The sequence below is a fragment of the Rasiella sp. SM2506 genome (assembly GCF_050859505.1).
Lineage (GTDB): Bacteria > Bacteroidota > Bacteroidia > Flavobacteriales > Flavobacteriaceae > Marinirhabdus.
Genome location: NZ_CP193934.1, coordinates 3,092,968 through 3,119,029 on the forward strand (window position 1 = coordinate 3,092,968; position 26,062 = coordinate 3,119,029).

The window sequence follows — 26,062 nt, forward strand, 5'->3', positions numbered from 1 at the left end:
GATTTATAATCAACCTATGCGCTACTCCGTTTTTCTTCTTTTTTTATCGGTTACTTTTAGCAGTTGTCAAGACTTCGGTAGATTGAAGATTGTAGCTTCTTTGTCTGCTTCCCTCGAAGAGATTAGTGGTATGGAGACCATTCCGCAGAGCCATCTTATCTGGGCAATTTCAGATTCGCATACCTCGGCAACGTTGTTTGGTTTTAATCCTACGTCTCAAACTATTGAAGAAACTATACCTCTACACGGAATAAAAAACAAAGACTGGGAAGATATGGCTACAGATGCTAAAGGCAACCTATACATTGGCGATTTTGGCAACAATAACAACAAACGAAAAGACCTAGCTATTTACAAAATTCCTAGTATTACCAAAGAAAAGAAACCTATTACAGTCTTTACCACTACTTTTAACTACGAAGATCAAACCGAATTCCCACCCAAGAAAAAAGAGCGCAATTTTGATGTAGAAAGTTTTATACATCTCAACAATCACTTTTATCTTTTTACCAAAAACCGAAGCTCCCACTTCGATGGTACTGTAAAGGTATACAAGCTGCCCGATACGCTAGGCCACCATACAGCAAAACTTATAAGCACCTATAAAACCTGCGACAATAAAACCAATTGCCGCATAACCAGCGCAACGGTAAATTTTGAAACGGGAATGATTGTGCTGTTGAGTAATGCTAAATTATGGCTGCTGAAAGATTATAAAAAAGATGACTTTTTCAGCGGAAGTATCGAGGAAATAGACCTTAAGCATCGTTCGCAAAAAGAAAGCATCTCTTTTAAAGATGCAAACACGCTCTACATTGCCGATGAAAAAAATGGAATTTTAGGGGGTAATGTGTACGAATTTCAACTTAATAAGTAAATCCGAGTCCAAACTGTAATCGTACTCCTTCGTCTCCATAAAAAGTGCTTACATTTGCTTTAATAGCATCTGTCCACCGTACATACAATCCACCTCCATAAGAGCTATACCAGTTAGTACTCGTATCATTTTCTACCCATACACGACCTATGTCATATCCTCCATACACGATAAAAGTAACTGGAAACAAGAAGGTTTTCATTTGCTGAAAACGATAGCTTATGTCTGCATTACCCAAGAAGCTTTGCTGTCCTGTAAAGCGTTCGTTTCTATACCCACGTAATCCCGTAGCAGCTCCCAGTTGCGGACTTTGATAAAACATAGGATTATCTCCCACGAGCAAATGAGTACTTGCATTCGTTTTTAATACCAACCTTTTATTGCTTAATAACGAGTTATAAAATGTAACTGAACTTTTTAAGAACCCTGTGAGGTCTTCGCTGTTAAAAGCATCCATGCCCCCAATATTTGCAATAAAAGACATCCCTTTGGTAGGAATAAGCTTATTATCGAAATTTTCATAGGTGTAGGTAAAATTAGGTTTTGCAAAATACCGCCGCACTCCAGATTCTTTGGTCAATTGCTGGTTGAAAAAATTATCTCCATTTCTAAATATTTCCACACTTTCTATTTCAAACTTCAACTCAAACAAACTCCCATAATCCGAATCCCGCTCCAAACCAATGCTTCCATTGATATAACTAAGATTTACGCGGTTAAAGTCCAAACTTAACTCTTCGTCAAAATTTTCGGTATCGTTTCCATAACCGAAGAAATTTTCCGTATAATTTTTGGAAGTATAGCTGCCTCCCAGCACCAAATTTATATCCCCATAAATAGCCGCAAACCCTTTTTCAAAATCTATGGCTAAACCTTGTGTAATGGTTTGGTAGTTTATAGTGACCGCGGTTCTTTTGCCAAACGGATTTGTAATAAAATCGTTTTTGTCTTTTAAGAAGCTTAAGCCAATGGCATTCCCAACGTCCGGGTTATTTACTAGGCTTATAGCAAAGGAACTTTTTTCCTTTGGTGTTTTAATATAGTTATACAGATTGGCTTCATAAAAATTGGTGAATCTAAAATGAGCTCCCCCCTTCGATACAATGTCGTTATTTTTACTTCTTCTATCATAAATTTTAATCCTTCTACCTTCTTCAATAGCATAGGTATCTTTATTCTGTCCGCCAATAATCCTGATTAAGATTGCTTTTTTAGCTATCCCTGTTACTTTAAAAGTATCATCATCATCCAAACCATACAGCCAGATTTCTTCAGTTTCTTCGCTGTTAAAAGTTCTTTCAAAGAGTTGTGCTCCTTTTTCACCCTCTTTAATCCTGTAGGCTGTAATTTTTGTAGTTCCATCTGCAGCACGAATAATATCAAAATAATCATCTTTATCGGTTCCTGTGATCATTTGGAACTTCATAAATTCGGTATAATATCTTTCTACAATACTTTTAAGATTTGCTTTTCGAGCGATAAGGTGATTTTTGATTACTGAAATGGTTGTGTCCTGTACTTCTGGCGGGATATTCTTAAATGCTTTGTCGACGGTTTCTTCGGTAATAGCATTTTGTAAAAAGGTTGCTTGTTCCATCCAAACGGTTTTGTCACTTCTTTTAATTAGCGCCCGGTCCAACTTGCTCCCTGCTGCATTAAACCACTTTACATCTTTAATATCGTCGCCATAAACGCCAAACTGATTTGCAGCTCCCATAATTTTTCTAAGGGCATTTAAAAAACTCCCGTCAAAATTGGCAAACACCTGATCGCGATCACGAGGTATTGGTACAAATTCCTTTTTGCCATTTTCATTTTCAAACTCTGCCCAACGCCATTGATCGCTATGACGATCCCAGTCTCCAATAAGCATATCGAAAATACGGGCTCTTATGTACGCTTCTTCATTTACTGTGTACTCTTCATCATCACGCAAAGTTTCCAGCAAATCGTCTGTACTTTCTACATCGTCCGGATACCCAAAACTCTTTCGGTTTTTAAAATCTTCGGTAGGACGTTCTACGATCATAAAAAGCTGGTTGCCATATTCCTCATTATAGTTCCCCAATAGCTCTTGTTTAGGCACATAATAGAGTTCTGGTGTGGTGTAGAAAACCTCAGCGGCCTTTGCTATTTCCGGGATCGCAAATGCTGCGTAGGGATGCGCTGCTGTATAAAAATCCAGAATTAATTCTTCGGGAACGGTATTGGTAAAATATTTTTCACCATTCACTCCTTTAAAAGCGGTATTCTCTAAAAACTGAACCGCACTCTTTTTAAGTGCCCGCATATTGTATTCTTTCCCATCTTTGGTAACAACCCGCAACGATTTAGTCTGGTTCCCGCCACCAGGACGTACCACTTCCAGACCTCCATATAACGTATCCAGTATAGCCGTTCTGGCTTTCACTTTAGTACCGTATACCTGGCGGTAATGTTGTCCCCAAAACGATTGAAAGTAATCGGTTTTTTTAACTGCTTCTTCATCATAGACCGAAGCTTCTACATAGGCAGGAAATTTTGACGGAATGGAATCTAAGTCGGGTTTTTTAACCGCATCAAAAACCTTGTGCTTAAAGAGTACTTCGGCATCTTTTGTAGCTGAAGTAGCATAGAATGAGGTCCAGACGCTTCCATCTTCTAAGACGTCAACGGTTGCGAACCCATTTCCGCCGTAAGAGAAAATACCATTATCACTTATGCCTACAGGTTTTGTTTCGGAACCACCGCCGGAAACTATTTGTTTAAAAGGATCTTGTTCTATATACTGAAGGTTTTGTTCCAGTCCTGAAATTAAAAGAATCCTATGGTCTGGCTCATTAAAGATATCTTTTAATTCTGAAGCCAATTCATTATATCTTTTATTGAATCTATCCTGCACAGAAGTCCCTCCCTGCGAACGTATTTGAGCCAATAATGTAGCAACTCCTGGTAACGGAATATTTCCTTGCAACGGAAAAATATGATCCCGAAACGAAAATCTACCAGCGTGAAATCCGTTCGTAAAAATAGGATGCGTTATCGCCACTAAAATAATTTTATTAGCGTTTTTTTTAACTTCCCCTCGTACTTCGGCAAGTAGTTTCTCCCGGGTTTTAATCTGGCATTTATCGTTAAATTTAGGATGGGTATCCCAATTTTCTAGATACCATTGCGAGTCTATGACCAGGAGTTGGATAGTTTCGACAATCTCTATACTCTCCAGCGGACATCCATTATTAGGAGTTAAAAAATCTGTTTCAGATTGTAGTTTTTTTTCCAGATAATCCTCCATAAATTCGAGACCATTCAGTTTATCGTAACGCCATTCAAAATGTCCGGGGATAATATTCGTTTTGGCATTCAGTAATTTAATTTGCTGAATTTTAGCATCTAAATCTGCTGTTACCGAAAGAGAATCCTTGCCGTTAATATTGTTACCAATAAACAATAACCGTTTTTCTTTAGAAGGACTTCCCAGCACTATTTTATTAAAACCTGAAGTAAAAGCCGGATCGTTCTTATACGTATTTCCAGCTATAAAAAATGAATTTGCGACTTTAGTGGAATCGTACGTAGCAGTATCAGCTCGTTTTTCATCCAGCATAATTCCGCGGATGGCGCAGGATTGAAATACCATTACAAAAAACAACCCGAGTATCGTGATATAATTTTTTTTCATAACAGCTTAAAATCCAAAGTTAAGTCCAAATACAAAGCGGGTATCTTCAGTAGAATGAAATAGGCTTGATGTTGCGGTAAACCCTCCTCTACCATTAATCCAGAGTCCGGCACCATAACTGTTGTGCCATTTTTCAGAATTCCCTGAAGGTGTCCATACACGACCTAGATCTGCTCCCGCATAAAGTCCTATCTGAACCGGGAACAATTCAATTTTAAATTCGTTAAAACTATAGCGTACATCTGCACTACCCACCAAACTGGATTTTCCTGCAAATCGCTCTTCTCTAAATCCACGAAGTCCGTTAGCGCCCCCTAAATTTACAGCCTGATAAAAATCGAATCTGTTTCCAAAATTAAATTGGCTTTGTACGTTTGTTTTTAGCACTAATTTTTCGCTGGATTCCAGACTATTGTAAAATCCAATTCTTGTATTTAAAAAGCCGAAAAATCGTTCAACCTCTTTAAAATTATCTGTAACTCCCGCGTTTAAATCAAACAACATTCCTCTGGCTGGGTTTCTTGCATTGTCAAAACTTCGGTAACTATAAATACCTTCTAAAGTACCGAAGAAATTGGTTTGGTCTAAAATTGCTGTGTTTTTTGGATTCGTTAAACCGGTGATGGTACTATGTACTGAAATAGCTTCCACCCTAGCTTGTAATTTAAAGAAACTACCAAAAAAGGAGTTTCTTAATAGTCCAACATTCCCACTAAACGTTTGTATCTCTACCCTATTGGCATCGTAGCCTGAGTCGTTTTGAAGATTAGGGGTTTCATTTCCGTAGCCAAAATAATTCTGCACAAAATTAGGACTCGTTACCCGTGCTCCAAAACTTAAATTAAGAGTTTTGTACAAGTTGGCTATTTCTCCCTGGTAGGCTACATCAAAACTAGAGGTATCGTAATAATAGCCAGCATTAAATCTATTTTGCTTAGAAAATGGATTTCTACTAAAACCATTCACCTCGTAAATATACTGTAAGCCTATACGGCCGCCATCATCTGGATTATAGCCCATCGTAGCTACAAAACTACTCTCACCACCTACTTGTTTTCTATAATCGTATGTATTCAAGGTATATAAATCTGTAAACCTTATTACGGCTCCATTACGTTCTGTGACCGTATTGGGTTTGCTTCTGTGATCATAAACGCGGGTACGATGTCCATTTTTAATGATATAGGTATCGTTATCTTGTCCTCCAATTAAACGAACTAATGTTTTACTTTCCCCTTCCCCTAGCACTTCAAACACATCTTCTCCATCCAACCCATAAATCCAGACTTGTTTTATTTTATCCTGGTCATATGTAATTTCTTTTTCCAATTTTCCTTTGGTTCCATTGCTATAGTTATATTCTTTAACGATTGTTTTTCCATCATCCATCCGGTTAATTTCAAAATAGTTCCGGTCATCTGTACCAGCAATGGTTTTTAATTTGTTGAGATATTCGGCATACGCCTGTGCTATAGAAAGTAAATTATCACGGCGTGCCTTTAGTGTTTTAATAGTTTCTTCCAAGGATTCATCTCTGGTTTGTATGGGAACATTTTCAAAGGCAAGGTCTATGACCTCATCTGTAAGTTGAGATTGTATTTGTTCTGCCACAAATTTCCATTGTCCCACACTGGATTTTTGTAATAAAGCTCTATCTAAGATAAGACCTTCGGCATTAAACCATTCAAAATCTGTTAGATTTTCAGTATAAATGTGACGTTGGTTACTACTTCCGAATACTGATCTTGCAGCGTCCAAGATATCACCGTCTAAACTGGCAAAAGCATCGTTTCGGTTTCTCGCTATGGGAACATACACACTATCGCTTCCTTTTGTATAATACAATGCCCAGCGCCAGTGATCCGGTTCGCGATCCCAATCGCCTATAAGCATATCGAACAACCGTGCTTTGATATAGGTTTGTTCGTCAATTTTTACATTGTTTGCTTTCCGAAGCTTTAAAAGAATATCGTCTGTAGTTTCAATATCTTTCGCATATCTAAAAATACGATCCCCTTCATTGTTTTCTGAAGGCGCTACAGATATATAATACAATTCATCACCAAAGTTTGCATTGTAATTTTTTAATGCGCGCTGCTTTGGAATGTAGATAAGATTAGGTCTATCCTGAAATATAGTAATACTATCTGCCAGATTTGAGATAGCTAACGCTGCATAGGGATGAGAAGCTGTGTAAAATTCTGATCCGTATGCTTCAGGCGCTATAAAATCTGAATTCTGCGGATCGTCAATATCCTGATTCTCTGGTTTGTCATTATTCAGGATACTTCGTTTATTTACAAACTTCAACGCTTGTTTTTGAAGCGCACGCATATTATACAGGTTGCCCGCTTTATCTTGTAATAGTAAATTTTTATAATCGTTGGTATTGTTCTCCCGCACTACGGTTAGTCCTCCATACAAAGAGTCTAAATTTCCAACTTGTGCATTTACTGGCGTGGCGAAAGCTTTTTTGTATTTTTTACCCCAAACGGTTTTAAAGAAAAGTGCTTCGTTAATACTATCTTGTTTATAAATGGGTGTTGTAATTGTTTTTGGAAATGAGGATGGTAGTTCACTAAGATTAAAAGAGTCTTTCGGTTTAAAGATATCTTTCTCATACAACAACTTTGGTTTGTTGCTTTCATCTGCACCAAAATATCGTACGTACGAAGAACCATCTGTAAAAATATCGTACACGGCAAATCCTTGTCCGCCGTAGGCAAATAAGCCATCTTTACCCAGGGATGCAAAACCACTTTTAGCAGCAGAACCCGAAACAATTTGTGTTAATCCATCTTGCTCGATATGCTGTAGCGTATGTTCGTGACCAGAAGCAAATATTAAATTGCCGTGTTTTCTTGCTACAGCACCTAATTTGTTCATAAACTTGTTATAAAGCTCATTGTATCTATCCTGTACCGAAACACCTCCCTGAGAACGTATTTGTGCTACTAAAGAAGATAAACCTGGTAATGGGATGTTACGTTGTGTAGGGTATAAATGTTTATTGGCTCCAAAAAAACCACCGTGAGTCCCATTGGTAAACATGGGATGGTGCATAGCAAATACTACAGATTTATTTTTATTCTTTTCAAGCTCTAATTCCAATTCGATAAAAAATTTCTCCCGGGTTTTAATATCACAATTTTCATTCATGGTGGGATGTATATTCCAATCCTCCAAATACCATTGAGAGTCTATCATGATAAGTTGAATGTTTGGTGAAACCGAAACACTCTTAAGCGGGCATCCATCCATAGGTTGAAAGACATTTTCGCCTTGCATCTTTTCTTCAAGGTATTCCTGTTGTCTTTTTACACCTTCAAGACCATTATTATACCATTCATGGTTGCCCGGAATAAAGAAAATCTGTCCTTTAAAATCTGATGCCGAAGCAAGTTGCGCATCTAACATATATGCTGCACGCTCCCTATCTTCAGACGATTTAGGAGGCATACCATCTGGGTAGATATTATCCCCAAGAAAAATGGTGAAATTACCTTCGGTGTTTTTATCTTTTATATAGGTATTGTAGGCTGTTAGTCCGTCACTCATTCCGCCTAAGGGAGATTTCCCCGCATCTCCAACCAGATAAAAGGTCTGTTCGATTGTTTTTGCAGCAGGATAGGTATATAAAGTTTCGGTATTTCTATATTGCGGGTTGTAAGTTGCACAGCTAATACATAGCAAGAGGGTTAAAAAATATAGCGGAAATAACTTTAACTTCATAAAACAAATATTTTTGAGCAATTTACAGAATCCTTCAAGTATTCCAGTAGCTATTATAAAAGTTATAATGCTGTTAATTTAGCTAGTTCAATTAAAAAGGATAGTATTTTTTAGTAATTTGGTTCTTTAAAAACACCCTATGAGTGACATTATTCAAAAGGCAGACGATTTCATATTAAACCTCTTTAAAGAGAAACTGCCCAATACGTTTACCTACCATAATTACACCCATTCTAAACGGGTTTATAAAAGTATAAACGAAATTATTGAACACTCACAAATTTCTGTTAAAGATACTACAGTACTACGTTTAAGCGCTTTACTGCACGATACAGGCTACATTAACACAAGGGAAGGTCACGAAGAAGAAAGTGTAAAAATTGCTACCGAATTTCTTACTTCTGAAAACGTTGAAAAAGACATTATTGAAGGAGTTCAAAAATGCATCATGGCTACCAAGTTCAAAGGCACTCCAGTAGGAACTTTAGAGGAAATGATGCGTGATGCAGATGCATCACACTTTGGAAAGGATTATTTTCCGGAAGCAAGCGAATTTCTAAGACAAGAATATCTATTGCAAAATGTTGAAGAATTTACCCCAACAGAATGGCGTGATGAAAACATAAGTGTACTTTCTGAAAAGCACCAATACTACAGTGAGTACGCCTTGAAAAACTGGCAAAAAGAAAAGGAAAACAATCTAGCCCAACTTCTTAAAAGCAGAAAGAAAGAAAAGAAAAAATTTAAAAAAGAAGAATACAAAGCCCAAATGAAGGCAAAGTATAAAGATTTGAGCCCAGAACGAGGGATTCAGACTTTTTACAGAACTGCCCTGCGAAATCACATTAAATTAAGTGATATAGCCGATACTAAAGCGAATATTCTACTCTCTGTAAATGCTATTATTATCTCGTTAGTACTTTCCAATTTACTATCGAAACTTGACTCCAATCCATACCTTGTAATTCCATCAGCTATATTTGTAGTATCCAGTACAATTACTATGGTCCTTGCGGTTATTGCAACCAGACCCAATGTAACAAGAGGAGAATTTACGAAGGAAGATGTAAAGAATAAAAGTGTAAACTTAACGTTCTTCGGAAATTTTCACCGTATGGAACTTTCACAGTTTCAATGGGCGATAGACGAATTAATTAAAGACCGCGACTACGTATACTCTTCGCTTACAAAAGATTTATATTTTCTGGGAAAAGTGTTAGATAGAAAATACAGAATCTTACGATGGACGTATACCATATTTGTAATAGGTATTATTATCTCTATTATAGCTTTTGGGGTTTCCTTTGCGATTTTTGATCCGGTAGGAGTTGAAGAGGTAACAAATAATATAGTAACAGAACTTTAATTTCTAGGTCTTAAGCTGCGACATTAAATCCTCGTACGTATAATATTCCTTTTGGTCGTTTTTGGTATTTGTTTCATATAATACTGAAACTCTAATAGCCTTAAGACCTGTTACGCCTTGTAAATCCTCAACATCCAGCAACTCAACATCTTTATCCAACATCTTTTTATGTTGTAAAAATGCGATATACTTAAGATACTCTTTCTCATCTTCTTTTTGTGAATACACAATAGAGAGTTTTCCAGATTGCGTAATTCGCTCGTTGGTATCTTTTATGTTCGCTTTATCTACTCGTTTCTTTACAACTTCGTACCGGGCATTGTACGTGCCATCTACATCAAAACGTTTTTCATCCATTCTGAATCGTAATGAAAGTGATGAGTTAAATGCCAAAATCATAGAAGCCACATCTAACTGTACAGGAAGTTTTTCTTTCAGTTTATAAAAAGAATTCTCCATCTCGCACATTACTTGCAACTGCCATAAACGCAAATTATACAAGTATACTTTGTGGAAGTTTTTTCCCTTGGTTATAGATTCACCTATATAAAGACTGTGCTCGACGCCATCAGTCTTAAAACGTTCAAAATAATGTGGGTACATATCCTGGGCTTCTTTTTGTTTTCTATCTATAATAGAAGCCATACGTTTGTTAATAAGTGTTACAGATTCGTCATAATCTTTTCTATGCGTATAGACCAATCCCGAACCAGCTTCTACCATTTCCTGATACTCCACAACCATAGCTTTTAAAGCTTCGCTCTTTTTGGAAAGATGCTTAAATAATGGAACTATTTCAAATTTTAGAAACTGAAGTACTTGCCGTTCACTATTTACTTGTAATTCTTCGGTATTAAAATCTTCTAAGAAATTCTCAATTCTGAATTCCAATTGCTCATAAATTGGCAATTTTTCTAAGGTATAAATTCGCTTTATAATTTTTTGAATGTGCTCCAACTGCAATACAAGATCTTTTTTGGTAGCTTCATTTCTTACTTCAGAAGAACCTTTTATATCTATTTGTCCGTATAAAGGATATACATTTTCAAAAACTACTTCTTTAAAATAAGCCTGTTGTCCGCCGCGTTGGGCTTTGATTACCCGTTCTGCTTCTCGATGAAATTTCCAATGCACACTGGAGTGTATCGCAGTACACTCATCCTGAATCATTAGTTCAATTTCGTTTTCTTCTCTTTCTTTTGAACGCTTTACAGAATCTACCAAATTAGGCAGCACATCGTGTAGTTTGTTAGCATTTATAGAATTTAATGCCTGCGGAATGGTAGACACTATTTCAAGAATACCATATAATTTATCGTTATCTACTACGGGGACTATAATAGCACTGGCTACTTTTTGTTTCAGTAGTTTTTGATATAAAATATTTTCTGGATATAGATTGGCATAGCGCTCTACTTCCGAAATACAATAAAACTGTTTTTGTTTAAATAAGGTATAATAAGAGGCTTCACAAAGTGCGGTGTCGCATTTCTCTTTTTTCTTCCCGTCCAGAACAAAACTTTCACCTAACGCTCCAGGTTGCTCAAAAAGATCTTGCTCTTCATTAAAAATAGTAAAACCTACTTTTAAATCTTGAATAGAATAGAGTGACTTTAGGATTCCCGCAAACTCTTCTATAAAGTTTCCATCTTTGGCAGACTCATTAGCGAGTAAGCTGGTTTTAAAATCAGATAAAGATACATCGGCCGTGGCATCATACATATTGGCTATGACAAATCCGGAGTACAACCAGGAATTAGGAGGAAACTTTTCCTTCCATAATTCTATATTATTGAAGTTATCCAGTAATTCTGAAACATCTTCTTGGGTAATATTTACGGAAGCATCTGTCTTTTCAATCTGCCCAAAGTCTGCATTGTAAAGTACTTTATAGGATTTCATAACGCCATTTGCATCTGGAATGTTATAAAAATAAGGACGTCTAAAATCTATATTATAGCCATAATACCCCTTAAGGATTAAACTACATCCTAGAATATAGAACTCATCATCGTTCATATCTGTTAATTGTAGTTCATAAGAGCTATCGGCATTAGCCTTAATGGCATCGTATCTGGAGGTGGTTTTAAATGGAGTGGATTGAAAAGGTGCCCCTGCAATTTTTATTTCGTTGGTTTGTAAAACCGAAGTAAAAATATCGTCCAGCACAAAATCTATTTGTTTTTGTACTTTTTTAATCTCTTTTTGAGTGGTAAAACCTTCAGAAAGTATAGGGTGTTTTTTTGCTACCGCCAACACTTCCTCAGCGCGTCTTTTTTGTAAGTCGCTGCCAGTAGTGAGGTTAGCTTCGTAAGTTTCAAACAACGTTTTAAAGCTTATCCGTATATCTAATGGAAATTCCCTTCCTGTATCTTTCATTTTAACTATCAAGTATTTACCTTGTAAAAATATACAATTAAAAACGATGTAGTTTACAATTATTATAGAATTAACACCTGAAGTAATGGAATCTTTTTGGTCAAAGCCAAGATCTTTTTCTACCTAGCCGCACCCCTCAAAACCTGCTTTATTGTGCTGTCGTTGGGGTAGTTTGTAGCAGACAACACTTATTTTTTAAGCTTAGCAATAACTATGGCGTTCAAAAAGGCCAACATTTAGAAGGAAAATACAGTATGTATAGATAAGAGAAAAAATAGAAATCACTTTATTATAAATAATTCGTTTTTTTTCGCAAGAAAATACCTTTATTTTTGTTGAAAATTTAAAGTATTATGAAAGTATTATTTTCTATAATGGCAGTTGCATTTTTAATAGCTTGCCAAGGCGAGTCTAACACCTATACAATATCTGGTACAGCACAAGGTTTTGAAGATGGCACCACAATTATGGTGAACCAAATAAACCCTGTTAGCAATCAGCCTAGCGTTATTGACACCATTATTATAACTGGTGGAACGTTTACTGCCAGCTACCCTAAAAACGATATGGCTACGGTTAATTATCTTTCGGTTGGACAACAGGGAACTCTTGCATACTTTCCGGAAAATAAAGACTTGCAGGTTACCTTATATAAGGATAGTATTCAAGCTTCTTATGTAACCGGTAGTCCTCAAAATGATACGTATCGTGAGTTTGTAAGTACCATAACGAAGTATGGACGCCGCAGACAAGATATTGGTACGCAATATAGAACAGCTCAACAGCAGCAAGATGGGATGTTGGCAACGCAATTGCAAGCAGAGAATGCAAAAATTTTAGAAGAAGAAATTGCGTACAAGAAAAATTTTATTGCCGAAAATGGTGGTTCTCTTTTTTCTGTTATGCTTATTTCTGAAATGTTAAACAAAAAGCAATTAACTTCTATTGAAGCAAAAAGTGCACTAGACGGTTTGGATCCTAAGATGAAAGAATCTACCACAGCTGTAAAAATTAGAACCACGGTAGAAAACATGAGTGCTGCAGATATAGGATCTAAAGCTCCAGAGTTTTCAGCAAAAACACCCGAGGGTACTGACCTGGCATTGAGTGATGCTTTGGGAAAATACACCATTATAGATTTTTGGGCGTCTTGGTGTAAACCTTGCCGAATAGAAAATCCTAATGTGGTAAAAGTGTATGAAAAATACCACGACAAAGGGCTCAACATCATTAGCGTTTCTCTAGACCGCCAGGGCCAAGAGGATCGATGGAAACAAGCGATAACCGATGATAACATGGATTGGTACCACGTATCCAACCTTATGTTTTGGCAAGATCCTATTGCAAAACAATACAGTGTTCGCTCCATTCCTGCCACATTTTTGCTGGATGAAAACGGAACGATTATAGACAAAAATTTACGAGGCCCCGCGCTAGAAGCCAAGATTGCTTCTTTGTTGGAGTAAGATTTAAAAGGCTACCATTACAATTGTTGCTGTTACCTGATACATCTTACTAAGCACAATTCTATACTAAAGGTTAAAAATTAATGAGAAACTCTTGTTACTTTTTAACCTTTCACTATGTTACCCTGGTTCTATATTTTACCTAGTTTGTGCAATATAAACAGTAGAACGATAGGCAATGCTAGCACCAAAACAATCCACAAATTGGTTTGTAGTAAAACCGGGGCGAAGCCTAATGTAAGTGCATAGCCCGCAATAGCACCACCAAAGTGAGCATCGTGCCCAATGTTACCCTTCCTGCTTTTCATCCCGTAGATAGAATATAACAGGTAAAGTAACCCAAAAATCCAGGCTGGTATTGCTATTGGAATAAAAAATAAATACAATCCCATTTCAGGATAAAATAAAATAGCAGAATATAATATTCCCGTAACAGCACCACTTGCTCCTACGGCACTATAATGAAATTCATCCTTATGAAAGTAGAATGATAATAGATTGCCCATCAGTAAAGCTGCCATATAAATAAGTACAAACTGAACAGATCCCAACGCATCAATCACTACGTGCGCAAAAAAATACAGCGTTAACATATTGAAGAGCAGGTGGGTAAAATCTACGTGCAAAAAACCAGAAGTAAACATTCTAATCTGTTCTCCACGCCGTATGCCTGCAATATTGAATTTGTATTTTTCAAAAAAAGAGAAATCGTTGAACCCCTTTATCGAGATTAATATATTCGCGGCAATAATGACGATAGTAGTAATATTAAGGTTCTGCATTCTAACAATAAAGTTTTTTAATTTGAAGCAATAAATTTAGTTAGTTTTGTGCTAACAATCGCTATGCAACGTTTAGTTTATCTTTTAGTTTACCCTGTTATTTGGTTTATTTCCATACTTCCGTTCTGGATGCTCTATGGGATTTCCAATGTATTATTTTTCTTTGTCTTTTATATCGTTGGCTATCGCAAGAAGGTGGTTGCTGAAAATTTAAAGCTAGCACTACCGCATAAAACCGAAAAAGAACGCAAGGCGATCCGGAGGAAGTTTTACGTCCATTTTTGTGATATGGTGCTGGAAGCCATAAAATCGCTTACAATTTCTGAAAAACAGATGAAAAAGCGATTTACTATTAGCAACGTAGGCATTATCCATGAACTAGAGAAGGAAAACCAAAATATCCTGATGTTTATGGGCCACTACGCCAGTTGGGAATGGAGCGTAATCTTACAGCGCTTTATAAACCATAAAGGATATGCCGTCTACAAGCGCATTGAAAACGACTATTTTGATACCCTAGTAAGGAAAATTAGAGCCAGATACAATAGCGAACTCATCCATACCAAAGAAACCGTTCACAAATTAGGGAAAGCTATTGCCAATAACGAACTACTGCTTACAGCCTTCATTGCAGACCAAACCGCGAAACACTGGAAAGCGAAACATTTTCAGGAGTTTATGGGGATCAAAGTACCTGTACTTACCGGAGGTGAAATGCTTGCCAAAAAATTCGATATGGCAGTGATCTATCTCGACATTCGGAAAGTAAAAAGAGGCCATTACGCAGCCGATGTAAAACTCATTACCAAAAACCCAAACGACTTCCCAAATTATCAGATAACTGATAGATTTTTAAACTTGGTAGAAGACCAAATAAACGCAGAACCTGCTTACTATCTCTGGACCCATAAGCGCTGGAAGTACAAAGATAAGGTGAAGGAGTATGAAAAGTGATTCGTGAATTAGTTACTTGGACAACTAGTAAATTAGACTAAATAATACCTATCATAAATTCCAATTTTTCAATAAAACATTGCGCGCTAGCCCCTTTAGGGTTAGGCTGTGTGATGGAAATTGGCTATAAAAAAGCACCCGTTACAAAAACGAGCCAATTTGAATTTTTTGAATTTGGAATTTGAGGTTTGGATTTTATCCAGCAATCTCCTTTAGTTCCCCAATAAACCTATCTGCAAGCGCATCTGCCTCGTCTTGACTCTTGGCTTCCGTATATATTCTAATAATGGGCTCTGTGTTGGATTTACGCAGGTGCACCCAGTTTTCCGCAAAATCAATTTTTACGCCATCTAAGGTGTTTATTTCTTCGGTACTGTAGCGGTTTTCTATTTCTTTTAGGATGGTATCTACGTCTAATTGCGGTGTTAATTCAATTTTCTTTTTACTCATAAAGTAGCTGGTATATCTACTTCTTAGTTCACTCACCGCTATTTTTTCTTCGGCTAGATGACTTAAAAATAAAGCAATTCCTACCAGGCTATCCCTTCCGTAGTGTAATTCCGGGTAAATAATTCCGCCATTTCCTTCACCACCAATTACAGCCTTGGTGTCTTTCATTTGCTGCACCACGTTTACTTCTCCTACGGCACTTGCGGTATAGGTGCCCCCATGTTTTTCAGTAATATCCCGCAAAGCACGGGAAGAAGACATATTGCTCACCGTGGTTCCTGGATTATTTTTTAATATGTAATCTGCAACAGCAACTAGCGTATATTCTTCGCCAAACATTTCGCCCTTTTCATCTACAAAAGCCAAACGATCTACGTCCGGATCTACCACCAAACCAAAGTCTGCGTGTTCTTTTTTCACCAATTCCATTAAATCTCCCAAGTGTTCCTTTAAGGGTTCCGGGTTATGTGGAAAATGACCTGTGGGATCACAATACAACTTTACGGGATGTACACCCAACGCCTGTAGCAAAAGGGGCACAGCAATTCCTCCTGTACTGTTCACAGCATCTACCACCACTTTGAAGCCAGCTTTTTTAATGGCTGAAACATTCACCAAAGGCAGTTCTAAAATTTCGTCAATATGCAAATCTATGTAGGCATCATGGATCGTTATTTTTCCTAAATCATCTACTTCAGCAAAGGTAATGGCGCCACTTTCAGCTATGTCAAGGATTTCTTGCCCAGCCGCAGCATTTAAAAATTCTCCTTTGTTGTTTAATAACTTTAAAGCATTCCATTGCTTTGGATTGTGACTAGCCGTAAGAATAATCCCGCCATCTGCATGTTCCATAGTCACAGCCATTTCTACGGTTGGGGTGGTAGAAAGTCCAAGATCTATAACGTGAATTCCCATCCCAACAAGCGTATTCATTACCAATTGTTGCACCATTTCGCCACTTATACGTGCGTCACGTCCTACAACTACCCGATAGTCCTCCTTATTTCGCTGCTGTTTCACCCACGTACCATAGGAAGCTGCATACATTACAGCGTCTATAGGGGTTAAATTATCACCTTGTATACCGCCAATGGTACCACGAATTCCAGAAATAGATTTTATTAAAGTCATAAACTGTTGTTTCTATTGTTATTATTGTTCGTCTAAAAACAATACTATTCAGCTCATAATTCACCACTCAAAGCTCACCACTCACCTCTTTCCCGCAAAGATACTTTATATCACTAAAAATGTGATGCAATTTCGTAAATTGTCCGAATGAATTTTCTAGCACACATCTACCTTTCTGGCGAAGACGAAGGCATCACTATTGGTAACTTTATAGCCGATGGAATTAAAGGAAAGCGATACCAAAAGTTTCCTCCAAAAATTATAAAAGGGATTTTATTACATCGTTTTATCGATAGTTACACAGACAGCCATCCAACGGTGAGACAAAGTACAGCAAGACTTCATAAAAACTACAGCCATTATAGCGGTGTGATTGTAGATATTTTATACGATCATTTTTTAGCTAAAAACTGGAATAAGTATCATCCACAACCCCTGGCCACCTATGTAGACAATTTTTACGAAATGCTCCGTGCCAATTTTGAAATTTTACCCACAAGAATCCAACGTATGTTGCCGCATATGATGTCGGACAACTGGTTGCTTAGCTATGCGAGCATTGATGGAATTAGCAACATTCTAACACAAATGAACCACCGTACAAAAAATCAATCGAAAATGAATTTTGCCGTACGCGAACTAGAAGAATTTTATACCGAATTTGAAACTGAATTCACCTCCTTTTTTGCTGAACTTATTACCGCCTCAAAACAAAAACTTATAGAATTATGAAACTGAACTTCCTCCCCATCGCATTGTCTTGTTTTCTATTTGTTCAATGCCAGGAAACCACAAAAACTACCCAAGTTTCAGGTACTGAAACGCAACCAAAAATGGGATTGATTACCGAAAAAGCGATGGTGGTTTCGGCACGGGAAGAAGCTTCAAAAATTGGTGTAGAAATTTTACAAAAAGGAGGAAATGCGTTTGATGCGATGATTGCTACCGAAATGGCACTCGCCGTGGTATATCCCTATGCAGGAAACCTTGGCGGTGGCGGATTTATGGTGTATAGAACTCAATACGGAGAGTTGGGTGGCTTCGATTATCGTGAGAAAGCACCCCTCAAGGCCACTCGAAATATGTATTTGGATGCTCAAGGCGTGTACCAAGCTGAAAAGAGCCAGCAAGGAAGCTTGGCCGTAGGGGTTCCGGGAACGATTGCAGGAATGTTTGCTGTACACGAAAAATTGGGTTCACTTCCTATGGAAATAATCCTTGCTCCCGTGATCGAACTGGCAAAAAAAGGCTTTACAATGACGTCATCGCAAGCCGAACGTTTTAACCACTACGCGCCCATTTTTGAAAAAGTAAGCGGAGAAACTTCTATCGTGACACAACACTATAACGAAGGCGACATCTTTATAAACGAAGCCCTGGCAACTACCCTCCAAGCCATTTCCGATGAAGGAATAACAGCGTTTTATGGAGAAACCTTGGGTAAAAAATTAGTTACTTTTATCCAGCGGCGGGGCGGGATTATTACCCTGGAAGATTTAAAAGCTTACGAAGCCGAATTTAGAGATCCTATTGTTTTTGATTATAAGGATTTAAAAGTGATTTCTATGGCGCCTCCTTCTAGTGGCGGTGTAGCACTTGGTCAAATATTGAAAATGGTGGAACCCTTTTCCCTTTCGGAATACGGCCATAATTCGGTGGAATATATTCAGGTTATCACCGAAGCGGAACGCCGTGCCTATGCAGACCGAAGCTACTATTTGGGCGATCCGGATTTTGTGGATATTCCTGTAGATTCATTGCTGTCCCATGTATACCTGAAAAAGAGAATGCGTAATTTCAGTTTTGAAAAAGCAACCGATTCAAAAACGATAGGGTACGGAATTATCCCAGGGTATGAAAGTGAAGAAACCACACACTACTCTATTGTAGATGCTTTTGGAAATGCAGTTTCGGCAACCACAACGCTTAATTCTGGGTATGGATCGAAGTTATTTGTAAAAGAATTAGGCTTCTTTTTGAATAATGAAATGGACGACTTTAGCGCCAAACCAGGAGAACCAAACATTTACGGTTTGGTGGGTGGCGAAGCAAATGCTATTGCCCCTCAAAAAAGAATGCTAAGTTCTATGACGCCAACCATTGTGGAGCGTGACGGAAAACTTTGGATGGTTGTGGGAACCCCTGGAGGAGCCACTATAATTACTTCGGTTTTACAGACTATTTTGAATGTTCGTGAGTTTGATATGAATATGCAAGAAGCCGTAAATGTGGCTAGGTTTCATCACCAATGGTTGCCAGATGCTATTAGGTTCGAAAAAGATCGATTTTCTTCAGAAGTAAAAGAAAAACTCGCTCAAAAAGGCTATCCAGAGAATACCGAAGTAGATCCAATTATTGGTAAAGTGGATGCCATCTTAATACGCTCCAATGGCAAATTGGAAGGCGGTGCAGATCCCCGTGGAAATGATACGGCAAAGGGATATTAAATTCTAATATGTGCCACATGGTGTGCTGTTTACCGAATATAGTTCACCACATATCGAATTGTAAGTAATTTACTACAAACCTGTCTCAAAAATACTATTTTTGATATACTTACAGTTAATAGTTAAATGAAAAACGTTTACACTTTACTATCATTTTCCTCAAATTTGAATCTAATTTGCTAAAGGGATTAAGTGTTTAACCAGCAACCTATTTATTAATTGTAGGAAGGCAGTTCCCCCAAACTGCGTAGCTTATGTTCCATGAAGAAAAAGTCGCTTGTACAAGATGTATATGCCGTGATACCTTTGGTATTTAGCGGTGTTTTGTGCATTGCTTTAATTTTTTTACTAAAGCAAAAAGAGACTGCCGCTCCAGGATTTGCAGCGCAACTTTCAGACCTAGCAACGCTATTTATTGGTATAAGTGGTTTTACTGCAGCGCTTATTATGGTGTATTTGGCCAACGCTACCATGAGGCTTAAGTCTGTTAAAGATGCTGCTATAGATAATTTAACTGGTATCACTCAAAAGATGCATCATTTTAGAAATATAATTGACATACTGTATCGTTCTAAAATGTGGCTGCCGGAACTTAAAGACTATATAGACGAAGAGTTTGAAGGCCTTACTTTCTTTGAGGTTAAAGAATTTTATAAGGGTAAATCAAAACTCGCCATAGAGTTTCTTCAGGAAAGCAACAGTTTTGAAGATACTGAAAATCTCTATCTAGAGATGAAATCTTTATTAATGACAAGCCCCAGAGACAAAAGGATTCCTGAAAGCATTACCTACCCTACTTCCTATTCTAAGGACATTGTGTCCAAATGGTTAGAACACAAATGTGGGTCTGGACTTTGGTATTATTTTGGGTATAAATTTGGTATTTTTAAAGAAGCACTAGACCTGGAAGCCGTTTTTGAAAGACACCAGGAAAAAATTATGCTGTTAGCCAACTCTATAGACAGCGAACATTTTGAAGACTCTTCATTTAACGAAGTATTTCTCTCTCGCCTGGGAGAATATATGAATAAAGAAGTGGTGCCTAAACTATTTCAATTTCAAGATAATGTGGGTAAAGGGTTACCTCCTATGATGCGTTATCTGTATGCTATTTTCGTTTCCATGGCTTTCTTTGGCGTCCTGTTGCCTCTGTTTTTTTTATTATTCAGCCTTCCGGCTATTATATTAATTATTAGCTTTTCATTTGTAGTAAGTACTATTTTCTTTATTTCCACTACATTTTATCAATTTTTACACCGGGAAGTTTCGAGCTAATAAATTAGTAATAGTATCGAAACATACCCATTAGGCAGGTAGTATAAACTCTTTTACAAACTCACCCAAGAAAATAGTAAAGTGAGTGTGCGCAATAACCAAAGAGATGTTTCACACGGGACATACGTTAAAATTAACTTAAGCAGTCCCTTCTAGTCTTCCTTTTAAGTTTTGTTGAATAACTTTACATAGACTTCATTTTTAAATTCTGAAAAATCAATGATCTATTATTTACAAAGCAAAAGACCCGAAATAAAACTTTCTGAAGTAACCCTCAAAAAAATCTTAACCGATGCCGATATTAATTTTAAGTTTTTGGTGCTGAAAGATCCAAAAGTAGCCCATACTTCAGAAATAGCGTGTGTTAATCTTCAACTTAACGTGTGTATGTATACCAATGAAGAAAAGCTCACTTTTAAAGGTGAAAAATCTGCCATGGTGAAAATTGTTTCGCTGGTAAGAGACTATTACGGAAGCCTGAGCGATTTTACATTAAGCACTGAAAATGATGAAAAAAGTTTAAAAATAGCAGGAAATACTTCGGATGAAAAAATAGATACAACTTTTTGAGAATTAAACGAAGTTAAAACGTTAAATTTAAAATAACCCCTCAAACGCATGCTACCTATTTTCAATTCAATTAGGTACCTTTGCAAACTATGGCAAAAAATGATAATTGTATTGAGGTTTATGGGGCTCGTGTCCACAATTTAAAAGACATAGACGTAACCATACCCAGAGAAAAACTGGTTGTAATTACGGGTCTTTCGGGAAGTGGAAAGTCTTCTCTTGCCTTCGACACCATCTATGCCGAAGGACAACGCCGCTATATTGAAACATTTTCAGCCTACGCGCGTCAGTTTTTAGGAAGTCTGGAACGTCCCGATGTAGATAAAATTGAAGGCCTTTCTCCAGTAATTGCCATTGAACAAAAAACCACGAGTAAAAGTCCGCGTTCCACCGTGGGTACCATCACCGAAATTTACGATTTTCTTCGCCTCCTGTACGCCCGTGCCAGTGATGCGTATAGCTACAACACAGGCCAGAAGATGGTTAGCTATAGCGACGAGCAGATTAAAAACCTTATTATTGAAGAATTTAAAGGCAAAAAAGTTAGCATTCTGGCACCTGTGGTACGTTCCAGAAAAGGACATTATCGCGAGCTGTTCGAAAATATAGCCAAACAAGGATTTTTAAAAGTTCGGGTAGATGGTGAGGTAGTAAATATAATTAAAGGGATGCGTATAGACCGCTACAAAAACCACGATATTGAGATTGTGGTGGACAGACTGGCTATTAGCGAAGAAATTGATAACGACAAACGCCTTTCAGAAACCATCATCACTGCCATGTATCACGGGGACGATGTGCTTATGGTGTTGGATAACGACACCAACGAAGTCCGCTTTTTTAGTCGTTCCTTAATGTGTCCTACTTCCGGGATCTCCTATCCAAATCCAGAACCTAATAATTTCTCCTTTAACTCTCCCAAGGGAATGTGCCCGCATTGTAGAGGACTTGGAAAGTTGTACGAAGTGAACCTGAAAAAAGTAGTTCCGGATGGTACGCTTTCTATAAAACAAGGTGCTTTGGCTCCACACGGACCTCAAAAAAGCAATTGGGTTTTTAAGCAGTTAGAATTGATTGCACACCGGTATAATTTTAAATTGACCGATGCCTTTGAAGGCATTCCAGCCGCTGCAAAAGACATGATTTTTCACGGAGGTCAGGAAAAATTTGATATAGAATCTAAAACCCTTGGAATTACAAGAAATTACAAAATTGAATTTGAAGGGGTAGCCACCTTCCTTCAGAATACTTTTGAAGCGGGCGAATCCAAATCGTTAGAGCGCTGGGCGAAAGAATATATGGATAAAGTTAATTGCCCAGAGTGTGATGGATCCAGGCTTAGAAAGGAATCGCTTTACTTTAAAGTAAACGATAAGAATATTGCCGAGCTTGCTCATATGGATATTATTGAGCTGGCAGAATGGTTTAAAAATATTGAAAAAGATCTTGGTGAAACGCAATTAAAAATTGCTTCCGAAATACTGAAAGAAGTACGGGCAAGGTTGGACTTTTTAATAGATGTGGGATTAACATACCTCGCTCTGGACAGAAGTTCAAAGTCACTTTCGGGTGGGGAGGCGCAACGTATTCGCCTGGCAACTCAAATTGGTTCTCAATTGGTAGGGGTGCTGTATATTTTGGATGAGCCCAGTATTGGTTTGCACCAGCGCGATAATGAAAAATTAATCCAGTCTTTAATTTCTTTACGTGATATTGGTAATTCAGTAATTGTAGTGGAGCACGACAAGGATATGATCGAGCAAGCAGATCACGTTATTGATATTGGTCCAGGCGCAGGAAGACACGGGGGTGAAATAGTGAGTGAAGGCACGCCAGCTGAAATTTTAAAACACCATACCCTTACCGCAGATTATCTAAACGGAACCAGGGAAATTGCCATCCCAAAAAAACGAAGAGAAGGCAATGGAGAATTCTTAACACTCACAGGAGCCACTGGAAATAATTTAAAAAATGTAAGTATCACTATCCCATTGGGAACCATGGTGGGTATTACGGGCGTTTCAGGGAGTGGAAAATCTACTTTAATTAACGAAACCCTCTACCCTATTTTAAATGCATTTTTCTTTAACGGGGTTAAAAAACCAATGCCTTATAAGAAAGTTATTGGCCTGAAACATATTGATAAAGTGATTGAAATCAATCAGTCACCCATTGGAAGAACCCCGCGAAGTAATCCAGCGACCTATACGGGTGTTTTTTCTGAAATACGAAGCCTTTTTGCCAAGATTCCTGAAGCTATGATACGTGGCTATAAGCCGGGACGTTTCAGTTTTAATGTAAAAGGCGGACGCTGTGAAACCTGCAAAGGAGGTGGGTTACGCGTTATTGAAATGAATTTTCTCCCAGATGTATACGTAGAATGTGAAACCTGCCAGGGCAAACGTTTTAATCGTGAAACACTGGAAATAAGATACAAAGGACAGTCTATCTACGATGTGCTGGCTATGACCATTAACGAAGCGGTTCCCTACTTTGAGAATATTCCGAAGATCCATAGAAAACTGAAAACCATTCAGGATGTTGGGTTGGGGTATATTACCTTAGGGCAGCAATCTACAACCCTGTCTGGTGGAGAAGCACAACGAATTAAACTGGCTACAGAGCTCTCAAAAAGAGATACCGGAAATACTTTCTACATATTGGATGAACCTACAACAGGCCTTCATTTTGAAGATATCCGCGTGCTCCTAATCGTCCTAAACAAACTCGTTGCCAAAGGAAATACCGTGGTGATTATTGAGCACAATCTAGATGTCATTAAAACCGTTGATTATATTATAGACATTGGCCCTGAGGGAGGAAAAAAAGGAGGGAAAGTTATGGCCATAGGAACTCCCGAAGAAATTGTAGCGAAGAATAAAGGTTTCACCGCTAAATTTCTCAAAAAAGAGTTACATTGAAAATAAAATAGAAAAACCATACTAGAAAACAAAAATGACAAGTATACCAATGTACATATACTTGCTATTTGCCACCAACTACCTACTTTTATACTATGAGAAACGATACACAAAGCAAAAACTGGAATCAGGTAAAAACAAACGACTCTTGGGCTATTTTCAAGATCATGGGAGAGTTTGTGCACGGCTACGAAAAGATGAGCCGCATTGGACCTTGTGTTTCCATTTTTGGCTCGGCTCGTACAAAGCCAGACGATTCTAAATATATATTGGCAGAGAATATTGCTAAAAAAATTACCGAAAACGGATATGGTGTGATTACCGGAGGTGGTCCTGGAATTATGGAAGCCGGAAATAAAGGAGCACACCTGGCTGGAGGTACATCGGTTGGGCTAAATATTACTTTACCGTTTGAACAGCACGACAATCCCTATATAGACAGTGACAAAAGCATCGATTTTGATTACTTTTTTGTCCGTAAAGTAATGTTTGTAAAGTATTCCCAAGGATTTGTAGTTATGCCAGGAGGCTTTGGAACGCTGGATGAGTTTTTTGAAGCACTCACCCTTATCCAAACCCATAAAATAGATAAATTTCCTATTATTTTGGTGGATAAGGCTTTTTGGGGTGGTCTTTGGGAATGGGTAACTACTACCTTACTGACCGCAAATAACAATATAAGCAAAGATGATCTAGATTTAGTACACATTGTAGATACCGAGGATGAAGTATTACAGGTCCTTAACGATTTCTACGAAAAATCTAACCACAGTCCTAATTTTTAAGCTACCATTGCACTCACTATGAGAACTATTTCATTACTAGTCATCGGTTTTTTAGCTTCCCTAAGCATAGGTGCCCAGGGAACTATAAACACCATGTTCTATAATGTTTTGGAATTCCCTTCTGCAAATCCTGCCAACAGAGAATTAGTTTTAAAAAATATCCTTTCAGAATACAACCCGGATATTTTTATGGCCTGCGAAATTGAATCGTTGGAAGGAGCAAATATAATTCGCGATGTTACTTTCAATAGTGAAAGTTACACGTTTGAACGTGCTCCCTTTGCTTCCAACCAATCCGGTGATTCGCCTCTACAACAAATGTTGTATTATCGTAGGAATATGTTCACCTTAGAAAATTTCAGTATTATTAATACGAATACCCGTGATATTAATAGGTATGTACTAAAAGTAAACACTGCCAATGGTAGTGCAGATCCAGTTCGTATTTATATTTATATTAGCCATTTAAAATCCAGTGAAGGCAGCGCCAATGAGCTGGAGCGTTTGGATATGGTAACAAAATTCACAGCAGATCTGGAAACGATTCCACAAAATGCCTTTGTACTCTTTGCGGGAGATCTTAATTTGTATTCGTCTACCGAACCTGCCTACCAGGAATTGCTGGACCCAACCAATGCTATTACTATGCGAGATCCCATAAATACTCCTGGCGATTGGCATAATAACACTATTTTTGCGGGTATTCATACCCAAAGTACCCGCGTAAGTTCGGGAGGGTTTGGTGCGGGAGCTGGCGGTGGCATGGACGACCGTTTCGATTTTATCTTAATTTCTGAAAATATGGTTTCCAATCCAAAACTTCGGTATGTAGAAAACAGTTACAAAAGCTTCGGTAATAATGGTAATTGTTACGATATGGACGTAAACGACCCAAATTGTGCAGGAGTTTTTCAACAAGAACTTCGGAACAATATCTACAGTATGAGCGATCACCTTCCTGTGGTACTGCAATTGCAAACCAATCAGGAAATTGTGCTGGCTGGCACCGATTTTAATATAGCTGAAATTGGATTAAAACTAAAGAGCACCGTGGTTACAGACGAAATCGTTTTGCTATCGACACAGGTAGTACAGTCAGATTTTAGCTTTGCTATTTATAATACCCTAGGGCAAAAAGTATTGGAATGGAACGAAAACCCTTCCGAAGAGATTTCCGTATCTATTAGTACCCTTACAAAAGGTCTCTATTATATTAAAACCAATCTGCCTACTACTGAACCCCTAAAATTTCTAAAAACTTCTTGA

General features: G+C 37.8%; 16 protein-coding genes. 11 read left to right on the top strand and 5 right to left on the bottom strand.

Annotated elements, in window-relative coordinates:
• Window positions 1–100 precede the first annotated feature (100 nt).
• Entirely contained in the window at window positions 101–877 is a 777-nt protein-coding gene (locus tag ACQ2HF_RS13955; protein WP_432411031.1) for a hypothetical protein, read from the top strand.
• Here ACQ2HF_RS13955 and ACQ2HF_RS13960 read toward each other — a convergent pair.
• Together ACQ2HF_RS13960 and ACQ2HF_RS13965 are read right to left on the bottom strand one after the other, a co-directional pair.
• Window positions 867–4,538 carry a phosphoesterase gene (locus tag ACQ2HF_RS13960; RefSeq protein ID WP_432411032.1) on the bottom strand — a complete coding sequence of 1,224 codons (3,672 nt, stop codon included), beginning with the start codon at window positions 4,536–4,538 and terminating at the stop codon, window positions 867–869. The two genes, ACQ2HF_RS13955 and ACQ2HF_RS13960, sit on opposite strands and share 11 nt — an antisense overlap.
• A 6-nt stretch (window positions 4,539–4,544) precedes the next feature.
• Window positions 4,545–8,270, bottom strand: coding sequence for a metallophosphoesterase (locus tag ACQ2HF_RS13965; protein WP_432411033.1), 3,726 nt, complete (start codon window positions 8,268–8,270; stop codon window positions 4,545–4,547).
• Window positions 8,271–8,409: 139 nt separating this feature from the next.
• Here ACQ2HF_RS13965 and ACQ2HF_RS13970 point away from each other — a divergent pair, with 139 nt between their 5' ends.
• Complete coding sequence (locus ACQ2HF_RS13970; RefSeq protein WP_432411034.1) at window positions 8,410–9,636, top strand: Pycsar system effector family protein; 1,227 nt, start codon at window positions 8,410–8,412, stop codon at window positions 9,634–9,636.
• Between the two features lie 3 nt (window positions 9,637–9,639).
• Here ACQ2HF_RS13970 and ACQ2HF_RS13975 read toward each other — a convergent pair whose 3' ends face one another.
• Window positions 9,640–12,015: a GAF domain-containing protein gene (locus ACQ2HF_RS13975; protein ID WP_432411035.1), complete on the bottom strand. Its 2,376-nt coding sequence runs from the start codon at window positions 12,013–12,015 to the stop codon at window positions 9,640–9,642.
• A gap of 353 nt (window positions 12,016–12,368) precedes the next feature.
• On the opposite strand from ACQ2HF_RS13975, the gene ACQ2HF_RS13980 reads away from it, so the two are divergent.
• Window positions 12,369–13,481 (top strand): redoxin domain-containing protein, encoded by a 1,113-nt coding sequence (locus ACQ2HF_RS13980; RefSeq protein ID WP_432411036.1) that lies wholly within the window; start codon window positions 12,369–12,371, stop codon window positions 13,479–13,481.
• Between the two features lie 131 nt (window positions 13,482–13,612).
• Here ACQ2HF_RS13980 and ACQ2HF_RS13985 read toward each other — a convergent pair whose 3' ends face one another.
• The gene (locus ACQ2HF_RS13985; protein ID WP_432411037.1) at window positions 13,613–14,263 is read right to left on the bottom strand and encodes a rhomboid family intramembrane serine protease; all 651 of its coding nucleotides are present in this window, start codon (window positions 14,261–14,263) and stop codon (window positions 13,613–13,615) included.
• 63 nt (window positions 14,264–14,326) lie between these two features.
• On the opposite strand from ACQ2HF_RS13985, the gene ACQ2HF_RS13990 reads away from it, so the two are divergent.
• Window positions 14,327–15,217 (top strand): lysophospholipid acyltransferase family protein, encoded by an 891-nt coding sequence (locus ACQ2HF_RS13990; RefSeq protein WP_432411038.1) that lies wholly within the window; start codon window positions 14,327–14,329, stop codon window positions 15,215–15,217.
• A 195-nt stretch (window positions 15,218–15,412) separates the two neighbouring features.
• On the opposite strand, the gene glmM is transcribed toward ACQ2HF_RS13990, so the two are convergent.
• Window positions 15,413–16,798: a phosphoglucosamine mutase gene (gene glmM, locus ACQ2HF_RS13995; protein ID WP_432411039.1), complete on the bottom strand. Its 1,386-nt coding sequence runs from the start codon at window positions 16,796–16,798 to the stop codon at window positions 15,413–15,415.
• Between the two features lie 147 nt (window positions 16,799–16,945).
• On the opposite strand from glmM, the gene ACQ2HF_RS14000 reads away from it, so the two are divergent.
• The 7 genes from ACQ2HF_RS14000 to ACQ2HF_RS14030 all read left to right on the top strand — a co-directional run bounded on the left by ACQ2HF_RS14000 (window position 16,946) and on the right by ACQ2HF_RS14030 (window position 26,062).
• Entirely contained in the window at window positions 16,946–17,530 is a 585-nt protein-coding gene (locus ACQ2HF_RS14000; RefSeq protein WP_432411040.1) for an ACP phosphodiesterase, read from the top strand.
• On the top strand, window positions 17,527–19,245 hold the full coding sequence (gene ggt, locus ACQ2HF_RS14005) for a gamma-glutamyltransferase (protein ID WP_432411041.1): 1,719 nt from the start codon (window positions 17,527–17,529) through the stop codon (window positions 19,243–19,245). Before ACQ2HF_RS14000 ends, ggt begins: the two co-directional genes overlap by 4 nt.
• Before the next feature lie 261 nt (window positions 19,246–19,506).
• On the top strand, window positions 19,507–20,520 hold the full coding sequence (locus ACQ2HF_RS14010; protein WP_432411042.1) for a hypothetical protein: 1,014 nt from the start codon (window positions 19,507–19,509) through the stop codon (window positions 20,518–20,520).
• Window positions 20,521–20,739: 219 nt separating this feature from the next.
• Window positions 20,740–21,090 carry a hypothetical protein gene (locus tag ACQ2HF_RS14015; protein WP_432411043.1) on the top strand — a complete coding sequence of 117 codons (351 nt, stop codon included), beginning with the start codon at window positions 20,740–20,742 and terminating at the stop codon, window positions 21,088–21,090.
• 89 nt (window positions 21,091–21,179) lie between these two features.
• Window positions 21,180–24,011 carry an excinuclease ABC subunit UvrA gene (uvrA, locus tag ACQ2HF_RS14020; protein WP_432411044.1) on the top strand — a complete coding sequence of 944 codons (2,832 nt, stop codon included), beginning with the start codon at window positions 21,180–21,182 and terminating at the stop codon, window positions 24,009–24,011.
• Between the two features lie 95 nt (window positions 24,012–24,106).
• A complete protein-coding gene (locus tag ACQ2HF_RS14025; RefSeq protein WP_432411045.1) occupies window positions 24,107–24,796 on the top strand; it encodes a TIGR00730 family Rossman fold protein in 690 nt (229 codons plus the stop codon).
• A gap of 18 nt (window positions 24,797–24,814) precedes the next feature.
• On the top strand, window positions 24,815–26,062 hold the full coding sequence (locus tag ACQ2HF_RS14030; RefSeq protein WP_432411046.1) for a hypothetical protein: 1,248 nt from the start codon (window positions 24,815–24,817) through the stop codon (window positions 26,060–26,062).